Annotated in this window: 11 protein-coding genes; 10 read left to right on the top strand and 1 reads right to left on the bottom strand. The window is 69.0% G+C overall.

Annotated elements, in window-relative coordinates; genetic code table 11:
* Window position 1: 1 nt before the first annotated feature.
* From RIV12_RS05595 to RIV12_RS05635, 9 genes are all read left to right on the top strand, one after another.
* The gene (locus RIV12_RS05595) at window positions 2-1,213 is read left to right on the top strand and encodes a methylenetetrahydrofolate reductase (protein ID WP_075418975.1); all 1,212 of its coding nucleotides are present in this window, start codon (window positions 2-4) and stop codon (window positions 1,211-1,213) included.
* On the top strand, window positions 1,210-3,597 hold the full coding sequence (metE, locus tag RIV12_RS05600; protein WP_309322751.1) for a 5-methyltetrahydropteroyltriglutamate--homocysteine S-methyltransferase: 2,388 nt from the start codon (window positions 1,210-1,212) through the stop codon (window positions 3,595-3,597). The genes RIV12_RS05595 and metE overlap by 4 nt, the downstream gene beginning before the upstream one ends.
* A 94-nt stretch (window positions 3,598-3,691) precedes the next feature.
* The gene (gene hisD, locus RIV12_RS05605; protein WP_309322752.1) at window positions 3,692-5,032 is read left to right on the top strand and encodes a histidinol dehydrogenase; all 1,341 of its coding nucleotides are present in this window, start codon (window positions 3,692-3,694) and stop codon (window positions 5,030-5,032) included.
* Window positions 5,033-5,413: 381 nt separating this feature from the next.
* The gene (locus tag RIV12_RS05610) at window positions 5,414-5,662 is read left to right on the top strand and encodes a hypothetical protein (protein ID WP_256695917.1); all 249 of its coding nucleotides are present in this window, start codon (window positions 5,414-5,416) and stop codon (window positions 5,660-5,662) included.
* Window positions 5,662-7,215 carry a glycosyltransferase family 2 protein gene (locus RIV12_RS05615; RefSeq protein ID WP_309322753.1) on the top strand — a complete coding sequence of 518 codons (1,554 nt, stop codon included), beginning with the start codon at window positions 5,662-5,664 and terminating at the stop codon, window positions 7,213-7,215. Before RIV12_RS05610 ends, RIV12_RS05615 begins: the two co-directional genes overlap by 1 nt.
* Window positions 7,212-7,925 carry a hypothetical protein gene (locus RIV12_RS05620; protein WP_309322754.1) on the top strand — a complete coding sequence of 238 codons (714 nt, stop codon included), beginning with the start codon at window positions 7,212-7,214 and terminating at the stop codon, window positions 7,923-7,925. The genes RIV12_RS05615 and RIV12_RS05620 overlap by 4 nt, the downstream gene beginning before the upstream one ends.
* Window positions 7,926-8,009: 84 nt before the next feature.
* On the top strand, window positions 8,010-9,212 hold the full coding sequence (wecB, locus tag RIV12_RS05625) for a non-hydrolyzing UDP-N-acetylglucosamine 2-epimerase (protein ID WP_335342696.1): 1,203 nt from the start codon (window positions 8,010-8,012) through the stop codon (window positions 9,210-9,212).
* Window positions 9,209-11,164 (top strand): DUF2334 domain-containing protein, encoded by a 1,956-nt coding sequence (locus tag RIV12_RS05630; protein WP_309322755.1) that lies wholly within the window; start codon window positions 9,209-9,211, stop codon window positions 11,162-11,164. Before wecB ends, RIV12_RS05630 begins: the two co-directional genes overlap by 4 nt.
* Window positions 11,165-11,258: 94 nt before the next feature.
* Complete coding sequence (locus RIV12_RS05635) at window positions 11,259-12,752, top strand: Tat pathway signal sequence (protein WP_309322756.1); 1,494 nt, start codon at window positions 11,259-11,261, stop codon at window positions 12,750-12,752.
* Window positions 12,753-12,800: 48 nt separating this feature from the next.
* On the opposite strand, the gene RIV12_RS05640 is transcribed toward RIV12_RS05635, so the two are convergent.
* Window positions 12,801-15,134, bottom strand: coding sequence for a RecQ family ATP-dependent DNA helicase (locus tag RIV12_RS05640; protein ID WP_309322757.1), 2,334 nt, complete (start codon window positions 15,132-15,134; stop codon window positions 12,801-12,803).
* Window positions 15,135-15,189: 55 nt separating this feature from the next.
* On the opposite strand from RIV12_RS05640, the gene RIV12_RS05645 reads away from it, so the two are divergent.
* The gene (locus tag RIV12_RS05645; RefSeq protein WP_309322758.1) at window positions 15,190-17,124 is read left to right on the top strand and encodes a cation:proton antiporter; all 1,935 of its coding nucleotides are present in this window, start codon (window positions 15,190-15,192) and stop codon (window positions 17,122-17,124) included.
* Window positions 17,125-17,154: the final 30 nt, after the last annotated feature.

Here is a 17,154-nt window from a genome sequence, read left to right on the forward strand (position 1 = left end):
TGTGCGAGACAATGAGCCCACCGAGCCCACAGCCACGGCCGGGAGCCGCGGCGACGGCTTGAGTAACGCTGAGACCGGAGCCGTCCGGCCATTGCCCACCGTCAGCCTGGAGCTCTTCCCCCCGCGTCCGGGTAAGGCCGCCTCCGCCACCTGGGGCCGCATCGACCGGCTCCTCGCCACCGGGCCCGACTTCGTCTCGGTGACCTACCGGCCCACCTTCGTGACCGACCCCGCAGGAGGGATCAGCGGTGCGGGGCATGAGGAGAGTCCTTCCGAGCCTGCGGCGGGTCAGCGTGAGGCCGTGCCCCGCGTGCGCGTGGTCCAGGAGCAGACCAATCCGTCCGAGAGTGTGCTCGCTCACGTGCTGGAGTGCAGCACCATTCCCCTCATGGCGCATCTGACCTGTATCGGTTACCGCAAGCAGGAGGCCGTCGACATCGTCACCCGCTTCCTTCGCATGGGAGTGCGGCGCTTCCTCGCCCTGCGCGGTGACCCCCCAGCCGGTACCCGGGCCGACGACGTCGCCGGGGAACTGCGCCACGCCGACGACCTCGTCCGGGTCATCCGGGAGGTCGAGGCCGACTTCTTCGGTGACGGCAGGCGTCACGTCACTATCGCCGTGGCCGCCTACCCGGCCACCAGTGACCATATCGAGGCCATTGAGGTCCTGGCCGCCAAGCAGGCCGCCGGAGCGGACATGGCGATCACCCAGGTGTTCTACGACGCGGCCGACTACGTGGCGCTGACCAACGCGGCCTCCTACGCGGGGGTGAGCATCCCGATCCTTCCCGGGGTGATCCCTCTGACCGACCTGCGTCGGCTCACCCGCCTTGAGGCGCTCACCGGGGTGCGTGTGCCCGAGAGCCTGCGATCCTCACTGGGATCAGCCAGTGGCGCAACCCTCGTGGAACGCGGTATTGGTGCGACGCTCGACCTGGCCACCGCGCTGCTGCGTGCCGGGGCCCCCGGACTGCACCTGTACACCTTCAACCGCACTCGGCCGGCCCTCGATGTCATCAGCCACCTGCGTCTGGGCGGCATCCTGGCCGGAGCCGCGCCCGATCGGGAGGTGCGCGACGCCGTCGATCGCGGATACCTCCAGGCCACGCCCGGCCGAGGCCCCTCCTTCCTGCGCTGCGGCTCTCCCGGTGCAGCACTCTCTTCCCGCCACCCCGTCCAGCCCCACACCACCATCACCAAGGAGAACGCATGAGCGCCACCCCTGAGTCGGTCGCCCCCGCCTCACCGGCTGAGATCGCCGTGACCGAGTCACAGGTCCCCTCCGCCCCCCTGCCGGGGGCCACCATTCTGGGATACCCCCGCATCGGCAGGGACCGCGAGCTCAAACGCGCCGTGGAGTCCTTCTGGAAGGGGAACCTGAGCGTCGATGAGCTCAGGCACGCCGCTGCCGAGCTGCGCGGGGCGACTCGCTCGCGCCTGACGGACCTGGGGCTGACTCAGCCCGCCTCGGTCCCGGCGGACTTCACCCTCTACGACCAGGTTCTTCAGGTGACGGCCACCCTGGGGGCCGCACCCGCCCGTTTCCGTGACCTGCTGGACGCCGACGGCGCCCTCGACATCGAGGGCTACTTCACGCTGGCTCGCGGTGAGGGCTCCCGCCCGGCCATGGAGATGACCAAGTGGCTGGACTCCAACTACCACTACCTGGTCCCCGAGATCGACGCCTCCACACCCATCGGCTACGTCGACACCGCCATCGCCGATCAGGTCCGCGAGGCCCAGACCGCTGGGATCGAGGTGCGCCCCGTCGTCGTGGGGCCGGTGAGCTACCTGCTCATGGCCAAGCCCTCCGATGAGGCCGCCGAGGGCTTCCACCCCCTGGACCGGCTCAGCGACGTCCTGCACGCCTACGGTCATCTCCTCATGGACCTGCACGAGGCCGGTGCCACCTGGGTCCAGCTCGACGAGCCCGCCCTGGTCTCCGACTCCTGGAACGTCGAGCGTCAGCGCGTCCTCGACGCCGTGCGTGACGCCTACACCTGGCTGGGCGCCATCGTGGAGCGCCCCCAGATCCTGGTGGCCGGGACCTACGGCTCCCTGGGTGACGCCCTGCCCGTGCTCGGGCAGGCCCCGATCGAGGCCGTGGGTCTCGACCTCGTGGCCGGTTCCCTGCCGGAGGCCGGAGACCTGGCCGCCCTGGAGGGCAAGGCCGTCGTTGCCGGCGTCGTCTCAGGACGCAACATCTGGCGCACCGACCTGAACCGGGCCATGGAGACGCTCGAGCAGCTGCGCGAGCGCCTTCCCGAGGGCACTCCCATCACGGTGGCGACCTCCACCTCTTTGCAGCACGTGCCGCACGATGTCGAGCGCGAGACCGCCATCGACCCGGAGATCCGCTCCTGGCTCGCCTTCGCCGATCAGAAGGTCGGCGAGGTGATCACCCTGGCCAAGGGCCTGGGGACGGGCCGTGACGCCATCGCCGCAGAGCTCGCCCAGGACGCCGACCTGCGCAAGCAGCGCGCCGCCCACCCGGGCGTGCACCGCGACGAGGTCCGCGCCGCCGTCGACGCCGTCACGGACGCCGACCGCACTCGCGCCCCCTACGCCGAGCGCAAGGCGGCCCAGGACGAGCGCCTCGGTCTTCCCGAGCTTCCCACCACCACCATCGGATCCTTCCCTCAGACCGCTGAGATCCGTAAGGCCCGCGCCGCTTGGCGCAAGGGTGAGCTCGACGATGCCGCCTACGACACAGCCATGCGCGCAGAGATCGCCAGCGTCGTCGCCCTTCAGGAACGCCTGGGCCTGGATGTCCTGGTCCATGGCGAGGCCGAGCGCAACGACATGGTCCAGTACTTCGCCGAGCTGCTCGACGGCTTCGTGACCACGGAGCACGGATGGGTCCAGTCCTACGGGTCGCGCTGCACCCGCCCCTCCATCCTGTGGGGCGACGTCGCCCGCCCCGAGCCCATGACGGTTGCCTGGTCGGCCTACGCCCAGTCCCTGACCGACAAGCCCCTCAAGGGTATGCTCACCGGCCCGGTGACGATCATGGCCTGGTCCTTCGTCCGCGACGACATCCCGCGCGCTCAGGTCGCCGACCAGCTGGGGCTGGCCCTGCGTGCGGAGGTGGCGGACCTTGAGGCCGCCGGCATCGGCGTCATCCAGGTCGATGAGCCCGCCATCCGTGAGACTCTGCCGCTGCGGCGCGCCGACCGCCCCGCCTACCTGGAGTGGTCCGTCGGCTCCTTCCGCCTGGCCACCGGAGGGGCGGCTCCCGCCACCCAGATCCACACCCACCTGTGCTACTCGGAGTTCGACGTCGTCATCGACGCGGTCGACCACCTCGACGCGGACGTGACCTCCATCGAGGCCTCCCGCTCGCGCATGGACATCCTGCCCGCGGTGGCTGAGCACGGCTTCGAGCGCCAGCTCGGCCCGGGCGTGTGGGACATCCACTCTCCGCGCGTGCCCAGCCAGGCCGAGTGCACCGACCTGCTCCAGCGGGCCGTCGACGCTCTGGGGGCCGAGAAGGTCTGGGTCAACCCCGACTGCGGCCTCAAGACCCGCGCCTACGCCGAGACCGAGGCGAGCCTGACCAGCCTGGTAGGCGCCGCCCGCGCCGTGCGCGGGGCCTGATGAGCCTCTGACTCAACCGCAGATGTTGTGAGACGGCCCGGGAGACAACGTGCTCTCCCGGGCCGCCTTGTGCGTGACCGGTAGGCTTACGGGCATGCTCACCCGCACTGATCTGCGCAGCACCCGACTCTCTGCACGCCAGCTGGCACAGGCCCTGCCCAGGGCCACCCTTGACGTCACCGCGGCCCAGGCCGCAGTGGCTCCACTGATCGAGGACGTCCGGTCCCGTGGAGCGGCCGCACTGCGTGATGCCGCCGAGCGCTTCGACGGCGTGCGCCCCGTTCACCTGCGTGTGCCTGCTGCGGCCATCGCCCAGGCGCTCAACGACCTGGACCCGGCGGTGCGCGAGGCCCTCGAGCTGTCCATCGCCCACAACCGGGCCGGGCACACCGCTCAGGTGCCCGTCGAGCGAACCACGGAGGTGGTCCCCGGAGGCACCGTCACCCAGCGCTGGATCCCCGTCGAGCGCGTCGGGCTCTACGTTCCCGGAGGACTGGCCGTCTATCCCTCCAGCGTGGTGATGAACGCGGTGGCCGCCCAGGTCGCCGGCGTCGAGCAGATCGCCCTGGCCAGCCCGCCCCAGGCCGAGTTCGCAGGTCTGCCTCACCCCACGATCCTGGCGGCGTGCGCGCTGCTCGGGATCACTGAGGTCTACGCTGTCGGTGGCGCCCAGGCCATCGCGATGCTTGCTTACGGCGCTGACGCCCAGGACGACACCGACCGCGCAGACGCCGGGGGAGAGGTCCTTTGCCGGGGCGTCGACGTCATCACCGGTCCCGGCAACGTCTACGTGGCGGCCGCCAAGCGAGCCGTTATGGGAGTGGTCGGCATCGACGCCGAGGCGGGCCCTACCGAGATCGCCGTCCTGGCCGACGCCGGGGCTAACCCAGAGTACGTGGCCGCCGACCTGCTCTCCCAGGCGGAGCATGATCCCAACGCCGGTAGCGTCCTCATCACAGAATCCCCGGAACTGGCCGACGCCGTTGACGCGGCGCTCGAGCGCCGGCTCAGTGCGACCCGGCACCGGGAGCGGGCATCGACCGCCCTGAAGGGGCCGCAATCGGGAACCGTCCTGGTGCGTGACCTTGCGCAGGCCGTTGAGGTCGCCGACGCCTACGCGGCCGAGCACCTGGAGATCCACACGTCCGACGCCCCCGAGGTCGCACGTCGTATCCGCAACGCCGGCGCCATCTTCATCGGCCCCTACAGTCCTGTGCCCCTGGGGGACTACCTGGCCGGCTCCAACCACGTCCTGCCCACCGGTGGTACCGCCCGCTTCGCGGCCGGGCTGAGCGTGATGGCCTTCCTCAAGCCGGTCCAGCTCATCGAGTACAGCGCGAGTGCTCTGGAGGTCATGACACCTGCACTGGAGGTCCTGGCGAGCTGTGAGGATCTGCCGGCCCACGGTGAGGCGGCCCGCGCCCGGAGACTGTGAAAAAGGCTGCCGAACAGGCCTTTCGAGATCGTTCTGTGACCTACTCGTGACCATCCACTGCCGCATTTGGGAGTGGGGGTGATGGCGGCGCCTGCTGTCCTTGATGCTTCAATCGTTGAGATGCCGCCATCTCCTGCTCTTGTGAGCCACCTCCAAGAGGCCGCTTATCGCATGGTCGAATAGCACAGTGTTGCAAAGCGTTACTCTATTGTTATATTTGGTTACGACGCACGGTGCGCCGTGCCCGACGGGCTGAGTTCCCACATCCCGTCACCCCCGGGCGCGCCGCACCGAGGCGTCGGTGCCGACTGAATCTGCTTGCCGCATGCGGTGGTGCCGGTCGGCGCCGGCCCTACCCCTTGGATCCAGATGGATGGCCTCATGCACTACTCCCCATTCGCCGCCGGAACCGGACTGTTCGTCGTGTGGTATGTCGCTCCGGCAGGTTCCCCTCCCGCTCTCGTCGCCCGTTTCCTCATCGACTGTGCCGGCCTGGTGTTCGTCGCCATCCTGGCCTTCTTCCTGATGACCAACCTCTATGGCGCGGCCCGCGCGCTGCTCCCGCACCCCGGGCGCACCGCCGGGCGTCACGTCCAGCAGCGCAGCGGCCTGATGAGTCTGCGAGCGTGATGAGGACGCAGACCCCGTTCATGTCCATGAGCTTCGATTCCTCGAGCCTCCTGGGAATCCTCGACCGCATCGGTTGGTGGGGCGCCCTGGGGATGATCGCAGTCGCTCTCGCCTACACCTTCTTCATGCTCATTGCCTCCCGTGGGGCCCCGAGGCACAGCGGGCCCTCGCATCCGGATGCGCGGCTGCTCATCGTCATCCTCATGCCCTGCCTCAACGAGGCGGAGGTCATCGGTGCCAGCGTCAGGCGGCTCACCTCGATTCCGGACCCCGGCCTGCGCATCATGGTCATCGACGACGGCTCCGACGACGACACCGCTCAGGTGGCCGCCCAGGCCGGCGACGAGCGTGTCGAGGTGGTCCGCCGTCGTCCTCCCCACGCCCGTCTGGGCAAGGGGGAGGCCCTCAATGACGCGCTGTCGATCGTGCGCTCCCGATGCACCGCGGTGTCCTCCTCGCGAGTCGTCGTGGGAGTCATGGACGCCGACGGCAGGCTTGATCCCCACGCCATCGGGGAGGTCCGCAAGGCCTTCGCCCCGCAGGATGTCGGTGCCGTCCAGATGGGGGTGCGCATCAACAACCGTTTCGGTTCTCTGCTCGCCCGCATGCAGGACATGGAGTTCGTGATCTTCACCGAGGTCTTCCAGCGAGGACGGCGCCGAGTCCACAGCGTCGGCATGGGTGGTAACGCCCAGTTCGTCCGCCTCAGCGCACTCGACGCCCTGGGACCCCGGCCCTGGACCCGCTCGCTGACCGAGGACTTCGACCTGGGGATCCGGCTCAACGCCACCAGCTGGACCAACGAGTTCTGGCCCGCGGCCTCCGTTCACCAGCAGGGCGTGACGAACATGCGCCGCCTCATGCGCCAACGTACCCGCTGGTTCCAGGGAAACCTCCAGGCGCTGCACCTGCTGCGTTCCGTCGCCCGCGAGCAGCGTGGCCTGGGGCGCGCCGACACGCTCTGGCAGATCCTCACGCCCTACCTGCTCCTGACCGGGTCCCTGCTGACCCTGTCCTTCCTCATTACCATGGTGACCGCCGCTGTGGCCGCGGTCCTCAGATGGGAGCAGTCATGGATATGGCTCGTCGGGGCCTACGTCATCGCCTTCGGGCCCGCACTCATATACGCCTGGATCTACTGGCGCATCGAGCGCAGTGAGGGGCTGAACCCGCTCAAGGCCGTGGGCTACGCACATCTGTTCGTCCTGTACGGGCTCCTTCCCAGCCTCTACGGGTGGCGAGCAGTCGCCCGGGAGCTGACCGGGCGCACCGGGTGGGCCAAGACCGCTCGGGAGGCGGAGCCTGCTCAAGGAGCGCAGGCCGCGCCCAGCAGGCCGGCTGCCGGTCCCAACGAATCGGCACCCGTGGGCTCACCGGTACCGAGCAAGCAGCGGCCGCCCAGCGGGCCTGCGAGGGTGGAGTCCCTTGCGGCTCCCCAGGGCGCAGGCCCGGGCAGTGCCGTCCCGGTCCGCCCCCTGCTGAACCCCACCGCCGTGATCGTGCGCCGACCCCGCCGTCCAGCCAGCAGTCTGACCAACGAGGAGATGAGATGACAGCCGCCAACGCGCCTCAGCACGCAGGAGCCATCGATGGCTCTCGTCGCGGCAGGATCCTGCGTCGCGTACTTCTGACGGCCTGCGTCCTGGCACTGGTCCTAGGAGTCACCGTGTACTGCCATGCTCGAGAGACGGAGTCCTCGAACTGCTCCCAGTGGGAGATCATCTTCGATGGCTATGGCGAGGCCTCGTGCTCCGATGGCCTGCTGCGCCTCAAGCCGACGTCGGCCAACTCTCATGACACGACCCACGCCGGGTTGGCCACCTCCACCACGGTCGAGATCGAGGCGGGCAACGTCCAGACCATCCACACCACGATGACCACCGTCAGACAGCTGCGTGAGGACGGCGAGCCCAATGCCTGGGAGGTCGCCTGGCTCCTGTGGAACTACACCGACAACAACCACTTCTACGCCCTGGCCCTCAAGCCCAACGGCTGGGAGGTCTCCAAGCAGGACACCGCCTACCCGGGGTACCAGAGATTCCTGTCGTCCGGCTCCACGCCCGTCTACCCACCCGGGAAGAGCCACGACGTCACCGTCACCATTGACACAACCAAATCGACAGAGGTCGCCTTCACCATCACTGTGGACGGGAAGGAGCTCGGAACCGTCGCCGACAAGCAGTCCCCCTACCGGTCCGGAAGCGTGGCGGCCTACTGCGAGGACTCCGATGTCACCTTCACCCCGATCATCGAGGACAAGTAGGCCCTCCCCTCCACGGCGACATCGGACTCGACCACCACAGAGGCCCACTTCGTCCCACTCCCGATACACGACCAGGAGAACCCCATGACAACCGACTCCACGCAAACGGGCAGCCCCCTGAGGGTCATGCTCGTCTACGGCACCCGCCCAGAGGCGATCAAGCTCGCGCCTCTGGTGGCCGCCATGCGCGACGACCAGCGCTTCGCCCCCATCGTCGTCGTCACCGGACAGCATCGCGAGATGCTCGACCAGGTGCATGAGTTCTTCGGCATCGTGCCCGACGACGACCTTGACATCCACTCACCGGGACAGACCCTCACCCAGATCACCAACCGCTGCCTGCAAGGGGTGGGTCGGGCGATCGAGGCCCATCGGCCGGACGCCGTCGTCGTCCAGGGGGACACCACCTCCGCCTTCGCCGCTGCGCTTGCGGCCTTCTATCACGAGGTCCCGGTCCTCCACGTCGAGGCCGGTCTGCGCACCGGAGACATCTCCTCACCCTTCCCCGAGGAGGCCAACCGGCGGCTCATCAGCCAGGTGACCACCCTGCACCTGTGCCCCACCACCACCAGCCGGGACAACCTGCTGCGCGAGAGCACCGACCCGCAGACCGTCAGTGTCACAGGCAACACGGTCATCGATGCGCTCCTGGTCGCCGTCGACCGCCGGGTCCCGCCACCGGACGAGAATCTGGCAGCAGCACTGAAGGACGCCTCTCGGCGTGTCGTGCTCGTCACCGCCCACCGCCGTGAGTCCTGGGGTGAGCCGATGCGGGCCATCGGTCGTGCCGTCGCGCGCCTGGCCGAGAAGCACCCCGAGGTGCTCTTCGTGCTGCCGGTCCACCGCAATCCCAAGGTTCGCGAGGACCTCCTGCCGCAGATCGAGGGCCACGCCAACATCATCTGGTGCGACCCGCTGGAGTACGGAGCCTTCTGCGCGCTCATCGACCGCTGCGACGTCGTCCTCACCGACTCCGGGGGTGTCCAGGAGGAGGCCCCAGCGCTGTCCAAGCCCGTCCTGGTCATGCGGGACAACACCGAGCGTCCGGAGGCCGTCGCCTTCGGGGTCGCCGAGCTGGTCGGAACCGACGAGGACCGCATCGTCGAGCGGGTCTCCACCCTGCTGACCGACGAGGCGGCCTACACGGCCATGGCCCAGGCCGCCAACCCCTACGGCGACGGGCACGCCTGTAAGCGCATCCTGGCCGCCACCGCCGCCCTGTTCGGCCGCGGTGTTCCCCTTCCCGAGTTCGAACCTGTTCCCACCTCATCCAAGGAGTGTTCATGAGCCTTCCGACCCTGCTGTCTGCACGACGCCGCCGCTGCGCACTGGCCGCCATCGCGGTGTGCCTGGGCAGTTCCATCGCCTCAGTGGGCCCCGCCCAGGCCGCACCCGCCGCCGGCACGCAGGTCCCGGTCGCGGCCCAGGCCGCAGCGGCCAAGCCCGCCGGTGGGGCCCAGGCCAATGACGCCGACCCGGCCAAGAACCCGCTCCCTGCTCCGCCAGAGCCCGCCGCCGCGGCCAAGAAGGAGCTCCCCCTCAAGGCCGATAAGCAGGCCGGCGTGGATCTCAACAAGCCTGCGCCCGCCGCAGGACAGGTCCAGATCCGCGACCTGAAAAAGAATGCGCCTGACGTTCCTGCCGGCGCAGTGACCTTCTCCAACCAGGAGGCGGGACCCGCATCGACCCTGGTCCTGTTCGACACCACCGGTGACTACGCCAAGCTGGGGGAGTACTACGCCCTGAGCATGGGCACCCTGGCCAGCCACTCCGGGACCGTGACGACCCTTCCGGTCAAGGACTACGTCGCCGGCCTGGCCGGTCGCTTCACCAACGTGGTCTACATCGGCTCCACCTACGACGAGCCCCTGCCGCGAGCCTTCATCGACGACGCCCTGACCGGCAACATCCCGGTCATGTGGTCCGGATTCAACATCTGGCAGCTGGCCAAGACCGACGCAGACCGCGCCGCCTTCACCCAGCGCTACGGCTGGGACGCCGCCAGCTCCTACATCGACTCCACCGACAGGGTCACCAAGATCAGCTACAACGGTGCCTCCCTGAAGCGCAACGAGCTCAACTCCGGTGGCATCATCGCTCCGCACATCACCCGCGACAAGGACGTCAAGGTCCTCGGGCGCGCCGAGTGCTCCAAGCCCGATGGTGCGGCCACCGCCTGCGCCTCCGTCGCCCAGTCCGGCACCAGCTCCTTCCCCTGGGCGGTCAGCTCCTCCGGAATGACCTTCATCGGTGAGATCCCCCTGACCTACCTGGGTGAGCAGGACCGGTACATCGCTGCTGCCGACATCCTCCTGGACTTCCTCCAGCCCGGTGCCCAGCAGTTCCGCCAGGCCGCTGTGCGTCTGGAGGACGTGACCCCGGACAGCGACCCCGAGGAGCTGCAGGCCATCGTCGACTACCTCCACAGTGAGAACGTGCCCTTCCAGATGGCGGTGGTGCCCAAGTACGTCGACCCCAAGGGCACCGAGAACAACGGGACGCCCAAGGAGCTCACTCTTGAGGACTCCCCGGAGCTGGTGGCCGTCCTCCAGGACGCCGTGAAGAAGGGCGGAACGATCGTCCAGCACGGCACCACCCACCAGTTCGGGACCCTGGACAACCCTTACAACGCCGTCTCCGCTGACGACTTCGAGTTCATCCGCTCGTGGTGCTCGGCCACCAACGACACCAAGGCCCCCGCCGTCGACTGCGAGGACAAGTCCTTCGTCCAGATCGGAGGTACCCTGCCGGGCACCTCCCAGGCGTGGGCCGCCGAGCGCGTGGACCAGGGACGCCAGGTCTTCGGCGAGGTGGGCCTGCCGACTCCGGAGATCTTCGAGACCCCGCACTACTCGGCCACCCGTGAGGCCTACTACGGCATCGGCGAGCACTACCCGGTGCGCTACGAGCGCGAGCTCCTCTACGCCGGCACCCTGACCAATACCCAGGCCGGTCCTCACGACTACTACGGTCAGTTCTTCCCCTACGCGGTCAACGACCCCTACGGGACCCACGTCCTTCCCGAGAACCTGGGTAACTTCGAGCCCAACGAGATCAACCAGCACCCGCCGCGCCTGGCTCAGGAGGTCATCGACGCTGCCAAGCTCAACCTGGTCAACACTCACGCCACCGCCAGCTTCTTCTTCCACCCCTACTACCCGCTGGCCGAGCTGAAGAAGATCGTCACCGGTATCAAGGCCGAGGGGTACACCTTCGTGCCGGCCTCGGAACTGAAATGACCACGGCGCAGACTGTGATATTCAGCGGTTCCGGATTCACGGAAATGGGACCGTTCGGTCGAAATATCTCTCAAGAGACTGGAATAATGTTTTCATGACTTTTGAGACTAATCGCAGAAGGGCACTGGCGCTCCTGGGCGCCGGGATTCTGGGGGCCTCAGTGTCCTCCTGCGGGCACGCGAATGTCACTCCGCCGGCCAGGGGAGACGGGGCGACCACCCATCTGAGGCTTCACATCAGTGACGCTCAGGGCAACGCCCTCAGTCTCGAGGCGCTGCGACGCATTCAGTCCAATGGCAAGGGCGAGGTCGGCTATGACGACGCGCTGCTGGATGCCAAGACCCTGGAGGTCATCGCAGTTGGCCCCCTCTACCAGGATGAGGGTGGTGTCATCGGCATCGATGTGCCCACCGGACGTGCCTGCACACTGACCATGTCCTGGCCCACCAGTCATGGGTACTCGGCTCTCATGGCGGATCTGCCGGCCTCCGGCGAGCACGATCTCCTGGAATTGGCGGCCAGAACCCTCCATGACCGGCAGGCCGAGCGCTATCAGCGGGCCACCGCGAATGGTCTCAAGGGCGCTGACGAGGCGGTAACGCTGCGGACCTCCGCCCAGCAGTCTCTGGATGCCTGCGCCACGTCCCAGTCCTGGGCGGACCGAGGCCGCCTGGCGAACTCCGCCCTGGAGTCAGCCGCAGGGGCCCAGCTCGCCCTGGACCGGGCGCTGGCCGCCCAGGCACCACAGGACGCCGTCATCGGGGTGACCTTCACCCGAGTGCCCACGGCCGCAGAGGTGGCCGCCGCCCTGGCTCCCGGTGGACCCGGAGGTGGCAAGCGGAAGGTGTCGGCCCGTCTGGTGATCGGTGACCCCAATGACGCCCAGGAGATGGCCGGCTGGCGCAGCACGGTGGAGGCCCTGCACGCGCAGGGCGGGCAGGCCCTGGTTCAGATCTGCGACTCCCACGACATGGTCGCCCTGACCGACGCAGCCTGGGACGCACGGGTCAACGCCCTCATCAAGGCGCTTCCCAACGTCGATGCCTGGGAGGTCGGCAATGAGATCGGTGGGGACTGGCTGGGCGGTGGGCCGGTAGCCAAGGCCCAGCGAGCGGCCAAGGTCGTGCGTGAGCGTACCAGTGCCACAACGGTGCTGACCCTGTACTACCAGCTCGGGCAGGCGGACCCGGCGTACTCCCTGTTCAGCTATGCCGCCAGGGAGATCCCCGCGTCGATCAGGGAGCAGATCGACGTCGTGGGGCTGTCCGTCTACCCACAGCTCCATCCGCTGGGAACAGCCGCTGATCGGGTCCTGAACACTTTGGAGGACGCCTTCTCCTCCTCCCGGATCGCTGTGACCGAGCTCGGGTACGGAGGCCAGGACCTCAACGCCGGCCCCTGGTGGTTCGGTTCGGCCTCCGACCCCGTGGCGGCCCGCACCGCCGTCGCCGAGCATGTCACCGGAGCGGCGCTGGGGCGCGCCGACGCCTGGGGCGCTCCCTTCTGGTGGTACTACCTCGAGGATCAGGTCGGGACTCCCGGGGGCCAGGTGGCTCCGGCGCTGGCCGCCGTCTCCACTGGTTTCTAGCGCGCTGGGGTCGGTGGGCGATGCCTGTAGAGGAGGCCCCACCGGCCCCTATCTCTGTGCCAGGACGAAGGGGTGGACCGCCGCCGCCCCCGCCTCCCGTAGGAGGAAGGCCGCCAGCGTGAGCGTCCAGCCGGAGTCGCTCCAGTCGTCCACGAGGACCACCACGCAGTCCTGCAGCTCTTCCAGGGCCTGGGAGGACCACCCCTGGAGCGTCAGGCTGCGAGCCACCTGTGCCAGGCGAAACGCAGAGCCCACATCGTGCTGCGGCGGGTCCTGGCCGGTCAGACCCACGACGCCCAGCGCCCTGGCGCCCAGTCGCGTGGCCACGGCGTGCCCCAGCCGGCGGACCATGCGGGGGCGGGTGCGGGAGTCCACGACGACGACGGCGAGCGGCCTGCTCAGCCTGTCGGTACCGGCGGTGTCCTGCTCATCCCGGATGATCTCGCCGAGCCGATCCACCGCCTCAAGGATCTGCTGCCTCACGGCCACCGGGACCTCGCCGTCCGAGGCGGAGGCCACCAGCTCACGCAGCACCGCCGGGGTCCCCAACCCATCCAGTCTCCCCACGGCCAGCCCGGTCGCCGCCTGACGATCGGCTCCGATGCGCCCCTTGAGGCGGCCCAGGCCCAGCCGATCCATCCCGGTGGGCCACTGGCGGCGTGCCCGCAGCTCGAACCCTGCGCGCCCGAGCGCCTGACGAGCGGCACCGACCTGCTCCTGGTCGGGGGCGTCAGGAAGCTCCAGGCCCCCGCACAGGTCGCAGGCTCCGCAGCGCCATCCCGGCTCAAGGAGGGGGTCATCGAGCACCGACCTCAGAAAGGCCATCCGGCAGGGGGCCACGTCTCCCTGCTCAGGGCCGGGAACAGCCCCGAGCCCCTCGTAGATGACCATCGCCTCCTGCTCGGCCCGGCGGGCGGCACGGACTCTCGCGTAACGCTGGGCGTCATAGGACCAGGGCTGGCCGGTGGACTCCCAACCACCGCGAACCCGACGTACGGCGCCGTCAACGTCAAGGACCTTGAGCATGGACTCCAGCCGGCTGCGCCGCAACGAGGTCACTGTCTCCAGCGCCGCCGTCGACGTCGCCCCGCCGGCTGCGGCCCTGCGCTCCTCCAGAGTGTCCAGGACGACGCGAACCTGGTCCTCGGGCGGGAAGCCCTGCGAGCCGAACCACTCCCAGATGGCCCGGTCCTCCGAGCCGGGCAGCAGGATCACCTCGGCCCGCTCCACACCACGACCGGCGCGCCCCACCTGCTGGTAGTAGCTCACCGGTGAGGACGGAGCCCCCATATGCACCACGAAGGCCAGATCCGGCTTGTCGAAGCCCATTCCCAGAGCGGAGGTGGCCACCAGCGCCCTGACCCGGTCGGCCTTGAGGTCCTCCTCCAGGCGTTCTCGCTCGGCGGCGTCGGTCTGTCCCGTGTAGGCGGCCACCTCCACACCCGCCGTGCGCAGGTACTCGGCGATCTCCAGCGCCGCCGAGACCGTCAGGCAGTAGACGATGCCGCTGCCGGGAGTACGGCCGATGTAGGCTGCCAACCAGGCCAAGCGGGAGGCGGCATCCGGCAGGACCTTGACCCCCAGGTGGAGAGAGCCTCGCTCCAGGGTCCCCCGCAGCACCAGGACCTGCTCGCCGCCCGCCCTGCGTTCCTCCAGGGATGCTCCCAGCTGCTCAGCGACGTCGGCGCTGACCCGGGAGTTCGCAGTCGCCGTCGTCGCCAGGACAGGGGTGCACGGCGGCAGACTCGCCAGCAGGGCGCCGATGCGCCGGTAGTCAGGGCGAAAGTCATGGCCCCAGTCCGAAATGCAGTGGGCCTCGTCAATGACGATCATTGCGGCGCTCGCAGCCAGATGGGGGAGTACCTCATCCCGGAAGACCGGGTTGTTAAGACGCTCCGGGGACACCAGCAGGACATCGACCTCACCTGCGCGCACCTGGGCCTGGATCTGCTCCCACTGGGTGACGTTGGCCGAGTTCATGGTCACGGCCCGGATCCCGGCACGCTCGGCAGCGGCGACCTGGTCGCGTATGAGGGCCAGCAACGGCGAGATGATGATGCTCGCCCCGGCGCCACCGGGTGTACCGGGGGAGGGCGGTGGCGCGCCCGGACGCCAGCCTGCCCAGCCCTCCCGCAGCAGTGCCGTTGCCACGAAGTACACCGCCGACTTCCCCCAGCCGGTGCGCTGCACCACCAACGCGCGGCGGCGCGCGACGACAAGCGCCTCGATCGCCCGCCACTGGTCCTCGCGCAGGTGCGCGTCGCTGCGACCCACGAGCGCGCGCAGGACGGCCTCGGCTCGCTCACGCACGGGCGAGTCGACCAGATCGTGGTACGCGGAGCGCTCAGCGCCTTCAGGGTCCTCGGGGCCTGTGATCGTCACAGAACCACGGTAGCGCGGACGATCAAGGCGGTACTGCTTTGGATACCCTTGGCCCATGGACCTCCTCATCATCGCCGTGCTGGGCACCTTGGCCATCGCTGCGGCCTCTCAGCTCAGTGACCGCATCGGCGTCGCCCCGGCGCTGATCCTTCTGGCGGGTGGTACGGCGGTCGGCTTCCTGCCCTTCATCCCGGCGATTGAGCTCGACCCCCAGTTGGTCCTGGAAGGAGTCCTTCCTCCGCTGCTGTTCTCCACGGCGGTGAGCATCTCGACGATCAACTTCCGACGCGAGCTCGCGCCGGTGGCGGTGCTGGCCATCCTGCTGGTGGCCCTGTCCGCCGCAGTGATCGGCGCAGTCCTCACCGTCCTGATTCCGGGACTCTCCCTGGCCTGGGCGATCGCCATGGGGGCGATCCTCAGTCCCACCGACGCCGTGGCCATCTCCATCGCCCGCCGGCTGGGAGTCTCCCAGCGCATCATCACCGTCCTGGAAGGTGAGGGGCTGCTCAACGACGCCACCGCCCTGGTGGTCCTGTCCTCAGCCGTCTCCGCGGCCACATCCGGCGGTGTCAGCATCGGCGGCGTCCTGGGCGGCTTCGCCCTGGCGGTCCTCGTGGCCCTGGGCGTGGGCTGGCTCGTCGGTGAGGTGAGCCTGCGGGTGCGCTCCCACATCACCGACCCCACCGTGGACACGGTCGTGTCCTTCACCGTCCCCTTCCTCGCGGCGATCCCAGCCGAGCACATGCACGGCTCCGGCCTCGTGGCAGCCGTCGTCGCCGGACTCATCACCGGCCACCGCGGCCCCCGGATGCTGCCGCCGGCCCACCGCGTGGCCTCACGCACCAACTGGCACACCGTCGAACTCACCATGGAAGGACTCATCTTCCTGGTCATGGGGCTGGAGTTCTTCGGCATCGTGGAGAAGGTGGACGCCTCGGATCTCGGCGTTCGCCGGGCCATCGGGGTCGCTGTGCTCGCCGGAGGCCTGACCGTCGTCATCCGGGCCCTCGTGGTGGCACCAATGCTCAAGGTCCTCAGCCACCGGACCGCGCGATGGGCGATCCACTGGCAGGAGAACGAGGATGCCATCCACCAGTTCCAGAACCGCTGCTCGGCCATCGTACGCGGAGAGTCCGAGATGCCCCCGGTTCCCTGGGACCGGAGCCCCTTGGCGCAGGTTCAGCGCAGGCTCCGCCGAGAGACCAACCACGAGAGCATCGCCAGGCGCGCACTCCGCCTCTCCAGCCGGGTCAGACGCCGGGGCGCCGACCTGGACTACTTCGCGGCTGAGCCCCTGGGCACACGCGAGGGCGCCGTCATCGTCTGGGCGGGGATGCGCGGCGCCATCACCCTGGCAGCCGCCCAGACCCTGCCGACCACAGCGCCTCACCACGCCTTCCTCCTCCTGGTGGCCATGCTCGTGGCCGCCGGATCACTGACGATCCAAGGCCTCACACTGCCCGCACTGGTCCGCCTCGTCAGACCCGCCATGGCCGGACCCGCCGACGAGGAGGAGAAGGCCGCCGTCATCTCGCTGCTGGTCAACGCCGCCCGCGACGTCGCCTCCGTCGGTGCCCACGGCGCCTCCCAGCACGCCGTCCCCACCGTGTCCACCGGTGCCGCAGACCCCGACACCCCAGGCGTTCAGGCGACGACGAGCATGCCTGAGCTGGACAAGGTCTCACAGGCCGCCCCCGACCCCGAGAACAACGAGAGCCTCAGCCCCGCCACTGAACAGCACGGCCTCGTGCGCAGAGAGGGCAACGACATCGTCGTCTCGCCGGCAGCCGTTGCCAAGGCCTGGGCCGACCCCACCTGGCGCCACGACGAGCTCTCACCCGTGCGAGAACGCGCCCTGGACATGATCCGAGCCCAGCGCGAGGCCCTTCTCGACGCCGGCGACGAGGGCCTCTACTCAGCCGACTCCCTGGAGCACGCCCTGGACCGCCTCGACTTCCAGGAGATCATGTTGACCAGCGAGCCGCACTGACAACGCCCCCAGCAGGACACTGTCGCCACA

Origin of the sequence: Actinomyces stomatis, assembly GCF_031292835.1 — a bacterium.
Classification (GTDB): Bacteria; Actinomycetota; Actinomycetes; order Actinomycetales; family Actinomycetaceae; genus Actinomyces; species Actinomyces stomatis.

Bases quoted from the DNA above. Each gene is read 5' to 3' on its own strand.
- RIV12_RS05635 (WP_309322756.1), top strand. From the start codon at position 11,259: ATGACTTTTGAGACTAATCGCAGAAGGGCACTGGCGCTCCTGGGCGCC.
- RIV12_RS05630 (WP_309322755.1), top strand. From the start codon at position 9,209: ATGAGCCTTCCGACCCTGCTGTCTGCACGACGCCGCCGCTGCGCACTG.
- metE (WP_309322751.1), top strand. From the start codon at position 1,210: ATGAGCGCCACCCCTGAGTCGGTCGCCCCCGCCTCACCGGCTGAGATC.
- wecB (WP_335342696.1), top strand. From the start codon at position 8,010: ATGACAACCGACTCCACGCAAACGGGCAGCCCCCTGAGGGTCATGCTC.
- hisD (WP_309322752.1), top strand. From the start codon at position 3,692: ATGCTCACCCGCACTGATCTGCGCAGCACCCGACTCTCTGCACGCCAG.
- RIV12_RS05610 (WP_256695917.1), top strand. From the start codon at position 5,414: ATGCACTACTCCCCATTCGCCGCCGGAACCGGACTGTTCGTCGTGTGG.
- RIV12_RS05645 (WP_309322758.1), top strand. From the start codon at position 15,190: ATGGACCTCCTCATCATCGCCGTGCTGGGCACCTTGGCCATCGCTGCG.
- RIV12_RS05615 (WP_309322753.1), top strand. From the start codon at position 5,662: ATGAGGACGCAGACCCCGTTCATGTCCATGAGCTTCGATTCCTCGAGC.
- RIV12_RS05620 (WP_309322754.1), top strand. From the start codon at position 7,212: ATGACAGCCGCCAACGCGCCTCAGCACGCAGGAGCCATCGATGGCTCT.